Source organism: Neorhizobium sp. NCHU2750 (genome assembly GCF_003597675.1).
GTDB lineage: Bacteria > Pseudomonadota > Alphaproteobacteria > Rhizobiales > Rhizobiaceae > Neorhizobium.
The window spans coordinates 3,874,016-3,891,629 of the sequence record NZ_CP030827.1; the positions used below are offsets into that span (position 1 = coordinate 3,874,016).

Annotated in this window: 12 protein-coding genes; 5 read left to right on the top strand and 7 right to left on the bottom strand. The window is 60.8% G+C overall.

Features of this window, described 5'->3' with window-relative positions; genetic code table 11:
* On the bottom strand, positions 1 to 687 hold the full coding sequence (locus tag NCHU2750_RS18670) for a carbonic anhydrase (protein ID WP_119942036.1): 687 nt from the start codon (positions 685 to 687) through the stop codon (positions 1 to 3).
* Positions 688 to 750: 63 nt separating this feature from the next.
* A complete protein-coding gene (gene pdxY / locus NCHU2750_RS18675; protein ID WP_502703856.1) occupies positions 751 to 1,623 on the bottom strand; it encodes a pyridoxal kinase PdxY in 873 nt (290 codons plus the stop codon).
* A 138-nt stretch (positions 1,624 to 1,761) separates the two neighbouring features.
* On the opposite strand from pdxY, the gene NCHU2750_RS18680 reads away from it, so the two are divergent.
* Positions 1,762 to 6,522, top strand: coding sequence for an NAD-glutamate dehydrogenase (locus tag NCHU2750_RS18680; protein ID WP_119942041.1), 4,761 nt, complete (start codon positions 1,762 to 1,764; stop codon positions 6,520 to 6,522).
* Positions 6,523 to 6,538: 16 nt separating this feature from the next.
* On the top strand, positions 6,539 to 7,924 hold the full coding sequence (locus NCHU2750_RS18685; protein ID WP_119942043.1) for an MFS transporter: 1,386 nt from the start codon (positions 6,539 to 6,541) through the stop codon (positions 7,922 to 7,924).
* 10 nt (positions 7,925 to 7,934) lie between these two features.
* Here NCHU2750_RS18685 and purH read toward each other — a convergent pair whose 3' ends face one another.
* From purH to htpX, 4 genes are all read right to left on the bottom strand, one after another.
* Complete coding sequence (gene purH / locus NCHU2750_RS18690) at positions 7,935 to 9,551, bottom strand: bifunctional phosphoribosylaminoimidazolecarboxamide formyltransferase/IMP cyclohydrolase (RefSeq protein WP_119942045.1); 1,617 nt, start codon at positions 9,549 to 9,551, stop codon at positions 7,935 to 7,937.
* An 84-nt stretch (positions 9,552 to 9,635) separates the two neighbouring features.
* Positions 9,636 to 11,318 carry a heparinase II/III family protein gene (locus NCHU2750_RS18695; protein WP_119942047.1) on the bottom strand — a complete coding sequence of 561 codons (1,683 nt, stop codon included), beginning with the start codon at positions 11,316 to 11,318 and terminating at the stop codon, positions 9,636 to 9,638.
* Positions 11,319 to 11,415: 97 nt separating this feature from the next.
* Positions 11,416 to 12,813: an RsmB/NOP family class I SAM-dependent RNA methyltransferase gene (locus NCHU2750_RS18700; RefSeq protein WP_162939724.1), complete on the bottom strand. Its 1,398-nt coding sequence runs from the start codon at positions 12,811 to 12,813 to the stop codon at positions 11,416 to 11,418.
* Positions 12,804 to 13,778: a zinc metalloprotease HtpX gene (gene htpX / locus NCHU2750_RS18705; RefSeq protein WP_119943527.1), complete on the bottom strand. Its 975-nt coding sequence runs from the start codon at positions 13,776 to 13,778 to the stop codon at positions 12,804 to 12,806. The genes NCHU2750_RS18700 and htpX overlap by 10 nt, the downstream gene beginning before the upstream one ends.
* 121 nt (positions 13,779 to 13,899) lie before the next feature.
* On the opposite strand from htpX, the gene NCHU2750_RS18710 reads away from it, so the two are divergent.
* The gene (locus NCHU2750_RS18710; protein WP_119942051.1) at positions 13,900 to 14,118 is read left to right on the top strand and encodes a DUF1674 domain-containing protein; all 219 of its coding nucleotides are present in this window, start codon (positions 13,900 to 13,902) and stop codon (positions 14,116 to 14,118) included.
* 67 nt (positions 14,119 to 14,185) lie between these two features.
* Positions 14,186 to 14,629, top strand: a complete 444-nt coding sequence (locus NCHU2750_RS18715; RefSeq protein WP_119942053.1) for a thermonuclease family protein — start codon at positions 14,186 to 14,188, stop codon at positions 14,627 to 14,629.
* A 12-nt stretch (positions 14,630 to 14,641) separates the two neighbouring features.
* Here the strand turns inward: NCHU2750_RS18715 and acs are convergent, their stop codons facing one another.
* A complete protein-coding gene (acs, locus tag NCHU2750_RS18720; RefSeq protein WP_119942055.1) occupies positions 14,642 to 16,597 on the bottom strand; it encodes an acetate--CoA ligase in 1,956 nt (651 codons plus the stop codon).
* A gap of 251 nt (positions 16,598 to 16,848) precedes the next feature.
* On the opposite strand from acs, the gene NCHU2750_RS18725 reads away from it, so the two are divergent.
* Positions 16,849 to 17,562 carry a DUF1013 domain-containing protein gene (locus NCHU2750_RS18725; RefSeq protein ID WP_119942057.1) on the top strand — a complete coding sequence of 238 codons (714 nt, stop codon included), beginning with the start codon at positions 16,849 to 16,851 and terminating at the stop codon, positions 17,560 to 17,562.
* The last annotated feature ends 52 nt before the right edge of the window (positions 17,563 to 17,614 follow it).

Sequence of the window (17,614 nt, forward strand, 5' to 3'; positions counted from 1 at the left end):
TCAGGCGACAGGCGGCGCCTCGTCCGCTTCGGCAGGCGCCTGTTCCGCTTCCAGATCGGGGCGCATGAAATCGCCCTTCTGGTTCATCACCCACAATTCGCCGGTCGAAATATCGAACCATGCGCCGTGGACCGCAAGCTCACCCTTTTCGGTCAGTGAGCGAATAAAGGGGAAGCTTGCCAGATTGGCGATCGAATTACGGATCGAAACGCGCTCCAGCGCCGTCTGCCGCTCCGACGCGGTCATCAGGTCATTGCTCTGGATCTGCGAAGCGGCAGGCCTGACGAGGCCGATCCACTTGCCGATGAAGTCGCCGGGCGAAAGCGGTGCGAGTTCCGGATCGAGCGCCGCCTGGATACCGCCGCAGCGCCCATGCCCCATCACCACGATATCGCGGATCTTCAAAACCTGGATAGCGTATTCGAGTGCGGCCGAGGTACCGTGGAACTGGCTGTCCGGCTCATAGGGCGGCACCATGTTGGCAATGTTGCGCACGACGAACAATTCGCCCGGCCCACAGTCGAAGATCGTCTCAGGCGCGGCGCGGGAATCGCAACAGGCAATCAGAAGCGTATGCGGCTTCTGGCCGTTTTCGGCAAGCACACGGTAACGTTCGCGTTCGTCAATGTAACGACCGCTCATGAAATTGCGGTAGCCCGCAAGCAATTTGGCTGGAAATTCGCTCATGACCGCAACGATTATTACGGCTTTAACCCAAGATCAACGGTTCGTTGCGCGCAACATTGCGACTCATGCACTTCGCTTCGCGGAATGAACGATCTGCCGCATCTGCACGCCAGCCATCGGAGACTGAAGGCTAAGCGCATGGGCCGGGAGTATGAGTTCGTCGCTTCCTTCCGCAGAAGTCCGCGCAAGTATCTCGAAAATGCTGGCGGTCGCGAGCCTCAACGCTTCCTCTTCATCCATGCCGGACATCAGTCGTGACAGGAAAACCGCAGAAAGAAGATCACCGAGACCATTCGGTGGATTGTCCACCAGCCGGTGTTCGCAGAGAAACACACGCTTCTCCGTCACGAAAAGATTTCCGATAGCGGCATTCATCATCGGTATGGCCGATGTCACGAGCGCCCGGCTTGTTCCAAGCTTCCTGACCGCCTGCACGATCTGCGCGTTGCTGTCGACGCTTTCCCCCGAAAGCCATGCAAGCTCGTGGCGGTTCGGCGTGATGAGATCGGCAAGCGGCATGAGATCGGTCCGGATTGCCTCCGCGATTGCCTGGGGTACATAGAGACCACCCGTATCACCGATCACCGGGTCGCAGACATAAAGCATTTCGGGATTGCGCTGCTTCAGCGCCTTGATCAGCTTGGCGACCGCAGCCGGCTGCCCGGCATGGCCGAAATAGCCGCTGAGCACTGCCTTGACCTCGCCAAGCCAGGGCGCGCGGATGAGATCATCGATCGCCATCTCGAAATCCGCAACCGGATGATGCAGCCGTGTTGAAGGGCCATGCCCGGGATGCCACGGCAGGACAATCGTCGGAAAGGCCCAGACCGGATGCCCCATGCTTTCCAACGCGAAGACTGCCGCGCGATTTCCGACGGCGCCACGGATGACATGGCTGGAAATGACGATGACCGCGCCGTTTTGTGCCTGCATGATTCCAATCTCGATTTTGTTGCGTTTTGATGGTTGCTTTGCCACATCCTGTCAATAATGCTCGCTATAACGGTGCAACTTGCATCGCTTCGGACGATTCTGAGGGGTCCGGAGCAGAATTCAGCCTGAAGGGGAGAGGTCATGGTCTGGAAGCATAGCCCGAAACGCAGCAGACAGATGGAGGAGGCACGTTCCTTCGCCGACAGGATCGATGCGGACGCTCTTGATCCTTCCATCCTGTTCGGCAGGGCGAGTGACGATGACCTTGCTGCCTATACGCCGGAAATGCTCGGCATTGCCGCTGCCCATGCCGGAAGCCGCCTGAGAGACTGGAGCCGTCTCCGGGCCGATATCAGCCTCGTGCAGGTGCCGGGGGTCGAGCCCGGCGGCATGACGGCATGGATATTGAATGTCATCGACCGCAACATGCCGTTCCTGTTCGATTCCGTCATGGGAGAGGTGACGGCCAGCCATCGCAGCCTCATTATGGCCGTGCATCCGATCCTGACGATCGAGCCCGGCAAGCAGCCTGTTCTGCGCAGCAATGATCAGCCGACCGACCCCGCCCATCAGGTCAGCCTGATCCAGATCCATCTGGCGCAGATGAACCAGGAACAGGCCGATCATCTCGTAGCGCGTATCCGCTTCATCCTCGAGCAGGTGCATCTGGCCATCACCGACTGGTCGGCCATGCTCGAAACCATGAATGGCGCATCAAGCCAGTTGCTCAATGCGAAACCCAGAAAGGGCGCCGACCGGGATGAGGCGCTGGCCTTCCTCGACTGGCTGCGCGATGACAACTTCACCTTCCTCGGCATGCGCGAATATGTCTATTCCGGCAAAGGCTCGGCAGCCAAGGTGGAACGCGGCAAGGGCAGGGGGCTCGGCATCCTGTCGGACCCGGATGTGCTGGTTCTGCGGCAGGGCAAGGATCAGGTGACAACGACGCCGGAAATCCTCGAATTCCTCGACGGACCGCAATTCCTCATCGTTACCAAGGCCAATGTCAAATCGGTCATCCATAGACGCGCCTATATGGACTATGTCGGGGTGAAACGCTTCGACGAGAACGGCAATGTGGTGGGAGAGCTGCGCATCGTCGGCCTCTTCACCGCAACCGCCTATACGCAATCGGTCCGTGACATTCCAATGCTGAGGACGAAGGTCGCCGCGATCGACCGGCATTTCTCCTTCGACCCTCACAGCCATTCCGGTCGCATGCTGGAAAACACGCTGGAATCCTACCCGCGCGACGACCTATTCCAGATCGACGGGGACCTGCTGGCGAAATTCTGCGAGCAGATCATGGAACTCATCGAGCGCCCACGCGTGCGCGTGCTCGCCCGCATCGATCATTTCGACCGCTTCGTCTCGACCATCGTCTATGTCCCGCGCGAGGATTATAACTCGCTCGTTCGCGAAAAGGTCGGCGCCTATCTTGCCGATGTCTTCGAGGGCCATGTTTCCGCCTATTATCCGGCTTTCCCCGAAGGCGGCGTTGCCCGCGTCCATTTCATCATCGGTCGCCGTGGCGGCAAGACGCCCCGGATCGCGCAAGGCAAGCTCGAGGAGGCCGTCAGCCTGATTGCCACCCCCTGGGAGGAAAGCTTCTCGCTGCTTGCCGAACACGGGCCCCGTCTGAGCGTCACCAATGCCTTCCAGGAAGCTTTCACGCCGGAAGAGGCATTTTCCGATCTCGCCGATATTGCCGCCTGCGCAGCCGATGAGCCCATCCGCATCGAGTTCTACCGGCGACCAACCGATGCGACGAATGGCATATCGCTGAAGATCTTTCACGGAGCCCACCCCCTGTCGCTGTCGCGCCGCGTCCCGCTTCTGGAAAACCTCGGCTTCCATGTGGTCAGCGAACAGACCTTTGAAATTCATGTCGGACCGCAGGCACGGCTCGTCGTGCTGCATGATATGGAGCTCGAGCTTGGCGAGGGGCGCAGCGTCGACCTTTCCCGCGAAGGCCCGCTCCTCGAAGAAGCCTTCCTCACCGCCTTTGAAGGTTCCATCGACAACGATGGCTTCAACCGGCTTGTTCTTCTGGCCGGCCTGTCGGCCCGGGAAATCACCGTTCTTCGCGCCTATGCCCGATACCTCAGGCAGACCGGCATCGTCTATTCGCAGGCCTATATCGCCGATACGCTGGTGAAATATCCGCATATCTCGGCGGACATCCTCAACCTGTTCACCACCGGCTTCGATCCGGCGATCACCGACAAGGCGAGGGCGAAGAAACTCGCGCAGCTTCATGACTCCATAGAGGAAAGCCTCGGCGCGGTGCCGAGCCTCGACGAAGACCGCACGCTGCGCCGCTTCGTCAACACCGTCGACGCGACATTGCGCACCAATTATTTCCAGCGCGACGCCGACGGCGCTCCCAACAGAATGCTCGCCTTTAAGTTCGACCCCAAGCTCCTCGACGGATTGCCCGAACCGCGGCCGTTCCGCGAAATCTTCGTCTACGGCACAGAAGTTGAAGGCGTCCATCTGCGCTTCGGCAAGGTCGCCCGCGGCGGCCTGCGCTGGTCCGATCGTGGCGAGGACTACCGGACCGAAGTGCTCGGTCTGGTGAAAGCCCAGCAAGTCAAGAATGCCGTCATCGTGCCGGTCGGCGCCAAGGGTGGCTTCTTCCCCAAAATGCTGCCTGTGGGCGGATCACGCGACGAGATCTTCAACACCGGCCGGGAAGCCTACAAGACCTACATCCGCACGCTGTTGGCGATCACCGACAACATCGTCGATGGCGAGATCGTCGGACCACCCCAGACGATCCGCGTTGACGGCGACGACCCCTATTTCGTCGTTGCGGCCGACAAGGGTACCGCGACCTTCTCCGACACCGCCAACGGTCTGGCGCAGGAAGCCTCCTTCTGGCTGGACGACGCTTTCGCCTCGGGCGGATCGGCCGGCTACGACCACAAGAAGATGGGCATCACTGCCCGCGGCGCCTGGGAAGCCGTCAAGCGTCATTTCCGCGAAATGGACGTCGATATCCAGACGACCCCGTTCAACGTCGTCGGCGTCGGCGACATGTCGGGCGATGTCTTCGGCAACGGCATGCTTCTGTCGCCGAAGATCCGGCTCATCGCCGCCTTCGACCATCGCGATATCTTTATCGATCCGGATCCCGACATCGAAAACTCCTTCGCCGAGCGCGCACGCATGTTCAACCTGCCGCGCTCCAGCTGGCAGGATTATGACCGGTCGACCCTGTCGGACGGCGCGATGATCATCTCGCGCTCGGAGAAATCGGTAAAGCTGACGAAGCAGGCCGCCGACGCGATCGGCATCGACAAGACGACAGCCACGCCCTTCGAGATCATGACCGCCATCCTGAAAAGCAAGGCGGATCTCTTATGGTTCGGCGGTATCGGCACCTATGTGAAGGCTGCCTCGGAAACGGATACCGAGGTGGGCGACCGGGCGAATGACCCGATCCGCATTACCGCCGCTGAAGTGGGCGCGAAAGTCATCGGCGAGGGCGCCAATCTCGGCGTCACCCAGAAAGGCCGCATTGCCTATTCGCTCGCCGGCGGGCGCTGCAATTCCGACGCGATCGACAATTCCGCCGGCGTCAATTCCTCCGACGTCGAGGTCAATATCAAGATCGCGCTCAACGCGGCCATGCAGGACGGGCGCCTTCCCCGTGCCAAGCGCAACCAGCTTCTCGCATCGATGACCGACGAAGTGGCAGGCCTGGTCCTGCGCAACAACTATCTGCAGCCGCTGTCCATTTCGCTGATCGAACGGCGCGGCACGGCAAACCGCGAACAGTTGGCCCGGCTGATGTCCGTACTGGAGGCGCAGGGCAAGCTGAACCGCAAGGTGGAGACATTGCCCGACGATGCCGAGCTTGCCGAACGCTATGCAGCCGGAAAGCCTCTCACGCGACCGGAAATAGGCGTACTGCTCTCCTATTCCAAGATCGTGCTCTTCGACACCCTGCTCGAAAGCACCGTGCCCGACGATCCCTATTTCTCGACATTGCTGAAAGACTACTTCCCCGCCAGGATGCAGAAGCCCTATGCGGCCGATATCCAGAAACATCGCCTGCACAGGGAGATCGTCGCCACGATCCTCGCCAACGAGGCGGTCAACCGCGGTGGCCCCGGCTTCATTCAGGCCATGGTCGACATGACCGGTGCCACCGCGGCAAATGTCGTCAAGGCGATCTTCCTGATCCGCGACGGCTTCGGCCTGCCCGAACTCTGGTCTCAGATAGACGCACTGGACACTCGAGTCGCCGGCCGCATTCAGAACGATCTCTACGCCGAGGTCGGTCGAATAGTCCTCTTCGGCACCTACCTCGCGCTTCAGACGCAGATCGCTGCGTCGGACATGAGCGAAGCCGTTGCCCGGCTAAGGACAGCCATCAAGGGGCTTCGCCCGACCGTGACCAAAGATGTCATAGCAGAGACGGCGCCGTTTGCCGCCGAATTTGAAGCGGCTGGTGTTCCAACAGACCTGCTTGGCGAAATCCGCACACTGTCCGCTCTGGTCATCGTGCCGGAAATCATGCTCATCGCCGAAAAGACCGGCGAAGGCATGGCACGCGCAGCGGAGAGCTATCTCGCGGTAACCGAGACCTTCCGTATAAATCGCTTGATCGGGGCCGGTGAACGGATCGGGACGTCCGATCACTACGAGAGCCTGGCTTTGTCGCGCAGCCTTCAGCAACTTGCCTCGGCCCGCCGTGCCATCGTGATCGCCGCCTTGAGCGAGCACCGCAAGGACAAGAAACCGGTTGCCGCCTGGATCGCCGCCGATCGCCTGCGAATAAACCGGATCGGCGCCGAACTTGTTACGCTCGGCGAAAGCGGCGAGCTGACGCTGCCGAAGATTTCCGTCGCGGCCGGTCTGCTCGGTGACCTGGCCACCGGCAGGCTGCTCTAGAGGCCGGGGAGGAGAAATGGGCGTGGCAGACGTCAGTGAAGCGCCGACAAAACCCGGCCGGCGCGGCATCTGGGGCTGGATGCTGTTCGATTGGGCGGCACAGCCCTTCTTCACCGTCGTCACCACCTTCATCTTCGGCCCCTATTTCGTCTCGCGCCTGACCGACGATCCCGTTTCGGCGCAAGCCGCGTGGAGCAATATGGCGACGATTTCTTCGATCATCATCGCCATCCTTTCGCCGGTCCTCGGCTCGATCGCCGACCAGTCCGGCGCGAGAAAGCCATGGATCGCCGCCTTTGCTGCAGTGAAGATCGCGAGCCTGATGATGTTGTGGTTCGCCGCGCCCGGTTCCCCGCTCGTCTGGCCGATCACCTTCATGATTCTGGCCTCGATCGCGGCGGAATTTTCCATCGTCTTCAACGATTCCATGATGCCGCGGCTCGTCTCGCGCGAGGATGTCGGAAGGATCTCCAACACCGCCTGGGGCATCGGCTACCTTGGCGGCATGGTGGTCCTGATCGCCGTCGTGGCGCTGCTCGCTGCCAACCCGCAAACCGGCAGGACGCTGATCGGGATAACCCCGCCTTTCGGTCTGGATGCAAACCTGGGCGAGGACGCCCGCATCACCGGCCCGATCGCAGCAGTCTGGTATTTCCTCTTCATCCTGCCGATGTTTTTCTTCACCCCAGATGCCGAAAGGGGAAAGCCGCTGGGGCAGGCGATACGATCCGGCGTGGCGGAACTTGCTGGCACGTTGCAGGAATTGAAGCGGCGACCTGCCATTGCGAGATTTCTGCTTGCGCGAATGCTGTATCAGGATGGCGTCAACGGCCTGCTGATCCTCGGCGGCACATTCGCTGCCGGCATGTTCGGCTGGGCGACGATCGAGATCGGCCTTTACGGCATCATCCTCAACGTCGTGGCGATTTTCGGCTGCATCGCCGCCGGCTTTCTCGACCGCTGGCTGGGTTCCAAGATCGTCGTGGTCGTCAGTCTCGTCCTGCTGCTGACCGCAACCATAGGGATCGTGTCGATCAGCCCGGGCTCGGTTCTTTTCGGCCTGATGCCGCTTTCGACGCAAGACAGTGGCGGCTGGTTCGGCACCACCGCGGAGAGGGCCTACATCCTCTTCGGCCTGTTGATCGGCATCGCCTTCGGGCCCGTCCAGGCCTCGTCGCGATCCTATCTGGCGCGGTCGATCGATCTTGATGAAGCCGGCCGCTATTTCGGCATCTACGCCCTGTCTGGACGGGCGACGAGTTTTCTCGCCACCCTGTCCTTCTCGCTCGTCACCTATGCCACAGGTTCCGCCCATCTCGGCATGGCGACCCTGGTCATCTTCCTCGGGGCCGGCCTAGCACTGCTTGCCGCCACGCCCTATCCGGCATCCCGTTCGAAATGACCCCGGCTAATCAATGCCGGAAATGACGCATGCCGGTGAATACCATCGCGACATTGTGCTCGTCGGCTGCGGCAATCACCTCCGCATCACGCATCGAGCCGCCCGGCTGGATGACAGCGGTAGCACCCGCGGCGATGGCGGAAAGCAGGCCATCGGCAAACGGGAAGAACGCTTCCGACGCAACGGCAGAACCCTTGGTCAGCGGCTCGGCCCAGCCCATCGCTTTGGCGGCATCCTCAGCCTTCAACCCGGCAATGCGGGCGGAATCGATACGGCTCATCTGGCCGGCGCCGATGCCCGCCGTCTGCCCGTCCTTGGCATAGACGATGGCATTCGACTTGACGTGCTTGGCAACCTTGTAGGCGAACTTCAGGTCTTCCATTTCGGTCGCCGTCGGTCCGCGCTTGGTGACGACCTTGAGATCGACATCCTCGATCACGCCATTGTCGCGGCTCTGGACCAGCAGGCCGCCGGCCACCGTCTTGGCGGTGATGCCGCGCGAACGCGGATCGGGCAGGCCACCTGTCACGAGAAGGCGAAGATTCTTCTTGGCGGCAATGATCTGCTGCGCTTCGTCGGAAACCTCAGGCGCGATGATGACTTCGGTGAACAGCTTGACGATCTCTTCCGCCGTTTCGGCATCGAGAAGCTGGTTGACCGCGATGATCCCGCCGAAGGCCGAGGTGGAATCGCAGGCCAGTGCCCGCAGATAGGCTTGCTTCAAGGTCGAACCGGTGGCAACGCCGCACGGGTTGGCATGCTTGATGATCGCGCAGGCCGGGCCCTGATCGGCGGCAAACTCGCCGATCAGCTCGAAAGCGCCATCCGTGTCGTTGATATTATTGTAGGAAAGCTGCTTGCCCTGCAGGAGCTTCGCCGTCGCTACGCCGGGGCGATTTTCGCCGGTCACATAGAAGCCGGCGCTCTGATGCGGGTTTTCGCCGTACCGCATGGCTTCCTTCAACACGCCGCCGATCGTCCGGTAGGCCGGGGTTTCGATCTCGAGCGCTTCGGCAAACCAGTTGGAGATCGCCGTGTCATAGGCCGCGGTGCGGGCATAGGCCTTGGCGGCAAGCTTCTGGCGGAAGGCATATTCGGTTTCGCCGCCATTCGCCTTCAGCGCCTCGATCAGCGCTGCGTAATCGGAAGGATCGGTGACGATCGTCACATAGGCATGGTTCTTGGCCGATGCGCGGATCATTGCCGGGCCGCCGATGTCGATATTCTCGACGGTCGTCGGATAGTCGCCGCCTGCGGCCCGTACTTCCTCGAACGGGTAGAGGTTGATGACCGCAAGATCGATACCCTCGATCCCGTGTTCCTTCATCGCCGCGACATGCTCCTCGTCGTCACGGATCGACAGGAGACCACCATGGACATTCGGGTGAAGCGTCTTCACGCGACCGTCCATGATCTCCGGAAAGCCGGTAACCTCGGAAACGTCGGTCACCGCAAGGCCGGCGGCGGCGATGGCCTTATGCGTGCCGCCGGTCGACAACAGACGAACGCCCTGTTCGCTGAGCGCGCGCGCGAGATCGATGATCCCTGCCTTGTCGGAAACGGAAAGGAGCGCGGTACGGATCTTGACGCGATCGGGTGCGGGGATTTTCTTGGACACAACGGCCATCGGGTCTCTCCTGAAAGAGCTTGCCACAAAGGGGCGGGAAGGGGATGCGGGCCGGTTAGCACAGCTGGCGGCAAGAAGGAACGCTTATTCGCCGCGTCTGAGCATCCAGCGGATTTCCTTCAGGCCCGAGACCGCGCTTTCGAGCACCAGCTGCTGGCTGGGACGCATGCCGGAGACATCTGCAAAGAACACATCCTCGTCGATCTGGAGATCCAGACCCGGAGCCGCAAAAATCCAGCCCTGCCCATCGGCAGCCCTCAGCGCCACGCTCTCGGCATCGCGGCGGGTGATGGTGATTGCCGGATGGATGTGAAACCGGATGAAGGCAATAGAGTTTTTCGGCTTGCCCTCGCCACCTTCCCGCGGAATGAGCCGGTCGCATCCCTTTATCTTGTCACCCGTGGCACTCAGCGCGATTTCCCGCTCATGGGTATAGTCGAACTGCTCCAGATATCCGTCATGGCGGGCACGCAGCCAATCATTGCCATGCTTGTCGTCCCAACGTTCCACATCGACGGCCGAAACGCCGGGCATGAGAACCGGACCGGTGAAATTGGAGTTGATCACCCGGCTGGACGACACATCTCCAAGTGTCAGCGTCGAATGGGCCGCGGTAGAGCGCGCGAGATGCCTGTAGAACCGGCTGGCAAATTTCGGCGCACCGGAATTGACGATGAACCGGTGCCGGCCCGACGACATCTCGAACGAAAGCGTGCCGGCATGGGCACCTGTCGAGGCCGAAATCGCCTCCGGACAACCGGTATCGACAATGATGATCGTATTGTCTGCGGCAAGCCGGTGATATTGCATCTGCGGCAGGGCCTTGAACGGCTTGCCGGCGGATTCGTCATAGCGCAGCACAGACATCAGCTCGCTCGCCGAAGTCGAACTCGCGCCGTTGAACAGTGCCAGATCGCCGTCCTGATGACGGAAGAATCGTAGCGCCGGATACATGCGGTCGATCGCCGGGATGAGCTTCTGGGGCACATCGTAACCCAGATTGATATATGTCTGACGCAGCGGCAGAAGATCGACGAGAACGTCGAGGATCGCCCGCGGATTGCGCGATATATGCCCGCCATCGGCGAGAATCTGCCGATCGAGCTCGCGGTCCAGCGCCAGGCTCTCCCGATTGATCCCGCCGACCCTCGTGGGCAATGCGAGCGAAGCCATCGCAAGTGCCGTACGCACTCTCAGCCGGCTTTCCGCATCGGGGCAGGACGCCGCGATCTTTCGCAGGTAGCTGATCTGGTAGGCGAGGCTCTTCATGAAACGGCGATAGAAACCCGCTTCGGCAGCGTGAAGAACGATCGTGGAATGGGAAAGCCACGCTATGACCCGCGTCGCGACCACATTCGGCTCCCAGCCGATACCCCGGCGCCGGCGTCCGTGAATGTTGATCCAGTCGGAAACGATATGCCGGGCATGTGCGCAGCCCGCCTCTGTCCGTTCTGCCCTTATATGGCGCAGCCAGCCGAAGCCATGCAGTCTTTCGGCAAACGCACGCGACGGCAATTCGAGCTCGAAGGGTGAATCTCCAAGCGTTTCGAGAACACGGCCGGCGAGCGGAAAACGCCCGTCGAAAATTTCATGCGCGACGAACGGATCGACCGGGCGCAGGTCTGTCGGCGCGACAATCAATCGTTCCGGCACGGCGGAAAGCGGCGCGGAAAGAGCCACGCGATAGGGCGCCATGCGCAGGCGTAGGCGCCGGCGCATTTCCCGCATGCCGCAAGCCAGAAGCCGTCGGCGATCGGCGAGCCGCATGGTCACTCTGGGTTCTCCGCCGGAATGGCTGTCTGCTCGATCAGCTGAAACAATTTTAGTTGAATCGGAATTATCTGGGGTGATGGTGAATAATATCTTACTTGACGCTCAGCACGCTGGCAAAGAACCCGTCCATACCGCCGGCAAAACCCTCCGATGGCGGCAGCATCGCCGGTGTGGTTCGGAACTCTCCCTTGACCGTCACCGCCTCTTCAAGACCGGGCCAATCCTCCGGATCGATCGGCCGCCGCTGAAGCGAAGGTGTATCGGCGAGAACCCGCTCGACAAGTTCCTCACCCTCAAGCGGGTCGAGCGAGCAGTTGGAAAACACGATAATCCCGCCGCTTTTCACCAGCGTCACGGCATGGCGCAGCATCCGCTCCTGCAGGCTGGCGAGCTTTTCGATGTCCTGTACGCCCTTCGTCCACAGCACATCCGGATGCCGTCGCGTGGTACCGGTCGAAGAGCAGGGCGCATCGAGGAGCACGCCGTCGAGCTTCTCGTCTGGTGAATAGGCAAACAGGTCGCCCCCCACCAGCTCCGCCTCCATTCCAAGCCGGGCCAGATTTTCCTTGAGACGTGCAAGCCGGTTGGGCGACTGTTCGACGGCCGTCACCTGGGCGCCGGCGGCAATCAACTGTGCAGTCTTGCCGCCCGGCGCAGCGCAAAGGTCGGCCACGCGCTTGCCGCTCAAGTCACCGAACAGCTTTGCCGGAATGCTGGCCGCCACGTCCTGCACCCACCATTCGCCCGTCTCGAACCCTTCGAGCGCGGTGACCGAGCCTTCGAATTCACCAAGGCGAACGCTGCCGGTCGGAAGCAGCCGACCACCAAGCCGATCCGCCCAGGCCGCCGGATCCGCCTTCACGGTGAGGTCGATTGCAGGTGGCGTCAGCTGGGCTTCGGCAATGCGCTCCGCTTCCACCGCGCCATAGGCTTTGACCAGCCGCTCGCGGAACCAGTCGGGAACCGGCGACACCGAAGCAGTCGCCACCAGAACCTCCTCCTTCTCGCGCACCAGGCGGCGCAGCACGGCGTTCACCAGCTTGGCAAAGCGACGATTGCGCGGGTCGCGATTGGCCTGTTCCACCGCAAGATCGACAGCGGAATGGGATGGAACGCCGAGATGCAGGATTTGCGCGGCGGCAACGACCAGAACGTGATGAAGAGCGCGCGCGCCTTCCGGCAGCGGTGATTCGAGCAGGGAAGCGATGGCGGCTTCCAGACGCGGCAAATGCCGAAGCGCCGTCGTCAGGATCGCGCGGGCAAGCGCGCGGTCGGCATCGCTGAGCGTCTTGTAGGCCGGATTGCCGTGGGTGAGGTCCAGCATCCCGTCGAGCGAGATCTTCCGGTCGACGGCCGCCGCCAGAAGCTTTGCCGCCGTGGCACGCACTTCGAGCCCTGGTTTCGGCGGCTCATGAGAAACGCGGGCAGAGGCCGGCTTCTGAGGCGAGCGTTTGAAAGGCTTCTTTTTTTTCGTCTCGTTCAAGACCAGGGACCCTTGCGCGGTTCATCCGATCCGCGGCCCCATGGATTGTTTGCGCCGGTATTGGGAACGGAGCGAGCGGTGCGCTGGGGTCTAGCAGCCGAAAACGATCCCGTCGACCCACCACCGCGGAACTCTCCCGCCATCTGTTGCAGGGCGGCGATACGATTTTCGGTATTCGGATGGGTCGAGAAGAGATTGTCCATCCGCTCGCCGGACAGTGGATTGATGATGAACATATGCGCCGTGGCGGGGTTTCGCTCCGCCTCGTAGTTGGGAATGGAATGTGCGGCACCGGCGAGCTTGGCAAGCGCCGAGGCAAGCCACATCGGGTTGCCGCAGATTTCCGCTCCACGACGGTCGGCGGAATATTCCCGCGTACGGCTGATCGCCATCTGCACCAGCATGGCAGCGAACGGCGCCACCATCATGGCGACAAGAACACCGATGAAACCGAACGGATTATTGTTGTTTCGGTTGCCACCGAAGAAGAACGCGAAATTGCCGAGCATCGAGATCGCACCGGCAAGTGTCGCGGTAATCGTCATCGTCAGCGTGTCACGGTTCTGCACATGCGCCAGTTCATGCGCCATCACGCCGGCCACTTCCTCGTGGGTGAGGCGCTGCAGAAGCCCGGTCGATGCCGCGACGGCCGCATTCTGCGGATTACGACCGGTCGCAAACGCATTGGGCTGCGGATTGTCATAGACATAGACCTTCGGCATCGGCAGGCCGGCATTGGCAGCAAGGTCACGAATCAGGTGATAGAATTCCGGCGCCGTGCGCTCGTTCACTTCCTGGGCATGGTAGGCGGACAGCACCATCCTGTCCGAATTCCAGTAGGAAAACAGGTTCATGCCGGCAGCGATCAGAAGCGCGATCATCATGCCGCCCTTGCCGCCGATCAGAAATCCGACGCCCATGAACAGGGCAGTCATGAAGGCCAGAAGCATGGCGGTGCGCATCACATTCATCGTCATCTCTCCGTTGCCGATTTCATCCCCCTGCATGCCAAGGGTTTTCTAGCGGTGTCGAACAGCCTATCATGTGGTCAATTCAACCAGAGTTTTCAATAATCTTCCGGTAGTCAGACAAATGCAGGATGCAGACAACGATAACATGCAGGCCACCCTTGAGGAGGGTTCTGCCAGAAAGCCGCTCTCTCCGGCAGCACAGCGGGCTCTGAAGGAAGCCGAGGAGCGCCGTGTGGCAGCGGAAAATGTCGAGATGCCGGAAGAATTCGGCGGACGCGGTGGGGCAGATCCGGCCCGCTTCGGCGATTGGGAGATCAAGGGCCGCGCAATCGACTTCTGATCACCTCTTCCAGATATAAGATAAAATTCCTATTGACTTCATTCCGTGATCGGAATTTATTCCTTTCATGATCAAGTCACTGACCATTGCCGTTTCGATCCTTCTGGCTCTCGCCGCCGACGCGATGGCACGCGACGAGATTTCCGGCCCTGTCTCGGCCGAAATCATCCGGGTCATCGATGGTGATACGCTTCTGGTCGAGGCACAGCCCTGGCCGCAGCAGAAAATGGAAGTCTATGTCCGCATCCGCGGCATCGACACGCCGGAACTGAAATCCAAATGCCAGACCATTCGCGCAGCTGCATCAGATGCCCGACAGATGATGGAACAGCTCGCAGGCCAATCCACCCATATTCAGCTGATCCGGATTTCCGGCGACAAATATTTCGGCCGCATCGTCGCCGATGTCATCTTTGCCGACGGCCAGAGCGCTGCAGACAACCTTCTGCTTGCCGGCCTGGCCCGCCCCTATGACGGCGGCCGCAAGCCGAAAGAGGCTTGCGGCGACTGAGACACTTTCTCGTCAGGCATCGACCTTGTTCTGCCGATTGGCGATCAGGTCGTCGACGACAGCCGGTTCGGCAAGCGTCGACGTATCGCCGAGCGAACCGAAATCGTCTTCTGCGATCTTGCGCAGGATACGCCGCATGATCTTGCCGGATCGCGTTTTGGGCAGGCCGGGCGCGAACTGGATCTTGTCCGGTGCCGCGATCGGGCCGATCTCGTTGCGCACATGCTTGGTCAGTTCCTGGCGCAATTCGTCGGTGCCGGCATTCCCCGCCATCAGCGTCACATAGCAATAAATGCCCTGGCCCTTGATGCCGTGCGGATAGCCGACCACGGCCGCTTCCGAAACGAGATGATGCGAAACCAGCGCCGATTCCACTTCCGCCGTACCGAGGCGATGGCCGGAGACGTTCAGAACGTCGTCGACGCGGCCGGTGATCCAGTAATAGCCGTCCTCGTCGCGTCGGCAGCCGTCGCCGGTGAAATACTTCCCCTTATAGGTGGAGAAATAAGCCTGCACGAAGCGATCGTGGTCCCCATAAAGCGTACGCATCTGCCCCGGCCAGCTGTCGATGATGCAGAGATTTCCATCGGCCGCACCCTCGAGCACGTTACCCTCGTTGTCGACGAGCTGAGGCTTCACGCCGAAGAACGGCTTGGTGGCCGATCCGGGCTTGAGATCCGTGGCACCCGGCAGCGGTGTGATCATGTGGCCACCGGTTTCCGTCTGCCACCAGGTATCGACGATCGGGCAGCGCTTTTCGCCGACCACGTTGTAATACCATTCCCACGCTTCCGGATTGATCGGCTCACCGACCGTACCGAGCAGGCGCAGGCTTTCGCGCGACGAGCGCTTGACGAACTCGTCACCGGCCCCGATCAGCGAGCGGATGGCGGTCGGTGCCGTGTAGAAAATATTGACCTTGTGCTTGTCGACGATTTCCCAGAATCGGCCCTGATCGGGGAAATTCGGCACCCCTTCGAACATCAGCGTCGTGGCGCAGTTCGCCAGCGGCCCGTAGACGAGATAGGAGTGGCCCGTCACCCAACCCACGTCGGCCGTGCACCAGTAGACATCGCCATCCTGGTAGTCGAACACATATTCATGCGTCATGGCGGCATAGACGAGGTAACCGCCGGTCGTATGCAGCACGCCCTTCGGCTTGCCGGTCGAGCCCGACGTGTAGAGGATGAACAGCGGATCCTCCGCCTTCATCTTCACCGGCTCGCAATGCGGCTTCACGGTCGCGATTTCCTGATGATACCAGAGATCGCGTCCGGGCGCCCAGTTGGTCTTGCCGCCGGTGCGGCGCACGACCAGAACCTTGTTGACCGTCACATACTGGCGTGCAGCGATATGGATCGCCTTGTCGGTATTGTCCTTCAGCGAAACCGGCTTGCCGCCACGCACCCCTTCGTCGCAGGTGATCACGAAGGTGGATTGGCAATCGACGATGCGGCCGGCCAGTGCTTCCGGCGAAAAGCCGCCGAACACCACCGAATGCACCGCCCCGATGCGTGCGCAGGCCAGCATCGCATAGGCCGCTTCCGGGATCATCGGCATGTAGATCGTCACCCGGTCGCCCTTTTTGACCCCGTGCTTCTTCAGCACGTTCGCCATCCGGCAGACCTGATCGTAGAGCTGGTTATAGGTGATCTTCTTGTCGATATAAGGGTTGTCGCCTTCCCAGATGATCGCCGTGCGCTCGCCATGCGTCTTCAGGTGACGGTCGATGCAGTTATAGGAAACGTTGGTCAGCCCGTCCTCGAACCACTTGATCGACACCTTGCCCTTGAACGAGGTGTTCTTCACCTTTGTATAGGGTTTGTACCAATCGATCCGTCGGCCGTGCTTGCCCCAGAACTTGTCCGGATCCTCGACGCTCTCCTCATACCACTTTTCGTATTTTTCCTTGTCGATGAGCGCTTTAGCCCTGGTGGACTTGAGAACCGGATAGATTTTTTCGGACATGTTATTCCTCCCTCACATGCATCACCGACATGGCATTCGTCACCGATGCGACATTTTGGCATTCATAACAATTGGGGCGGAAGCGGCAATTAGACAAATGGCTGTGAGGCCATCAAACTCATCGGCAAGGATGACGTTTCAAAGAATTGCAATTCTGTCCTAATTCGATTATACGGCGGTAAATTCCCGGAAATTGTGGTTGATACCCACGGCCCGCGACACCGGCGCGGACGGACAGAGGAACTATACCCATGGCTCAAACATTGCTCATGCCGAAGGCAACCGCCGTCTGGCTCGTCGACAATACTGCCCTTTCCTTCGACCAGATCGCCCAGTTCTGCAAACTGCATCCGCTCGAAGTCAAGGCGATTGCCGATGGCGAAGCGGCGCAGGGCATCAAGGGCCTTGACCCGATCGCCACCGGCCAGCTGTCACGCGATGAAATCCAGCGCGGTGAAAAGGACATCAACTACAAGCTGAAGCTCTCCGAGCCCAAGGTTCGCGTCCCGGAATCCAAGCGTCGCGGCCCGCGCTACACGCCGGTGTCCAAGCGTCAGGACCGCCCGAACGCCATTCTCTGGCTGGTTCGCAACCATCCGGAACTCAAGGATGCGCAGGTATCGCGCCTCGTCGGCACCACCAAGTCGACTATCGAGCAGATCCGCGAGCGCACCCACTGGAACGCCGCCAACCTGACGCCGATGGACCCGGTCACCCTTGGCCTCTGCTCGCAGATCGACCTCGACCTCGAAGTCGAAAAGGCTTCCAAGAACCGTCCGCTGCCGACCGCTGCCGAACTCGGCGCTTCGCTCCAGCCGGCCTCCGAAACCGAAAACCTCGGCTTCGGCGATTACCGCAGCGAACGCGAGGAAGAGAAGGAAATCGACGCAGACGCAGTCTTCGCCAAGCTCTCCTCGCTCAAGTCGACCCGCAACGACGACGAAGACGAGGACGACCGCTTCTAAGCGATCGCTTCACACAGGATATTCGAAAGCCGCCGGGCATGCCCCGGCGGCT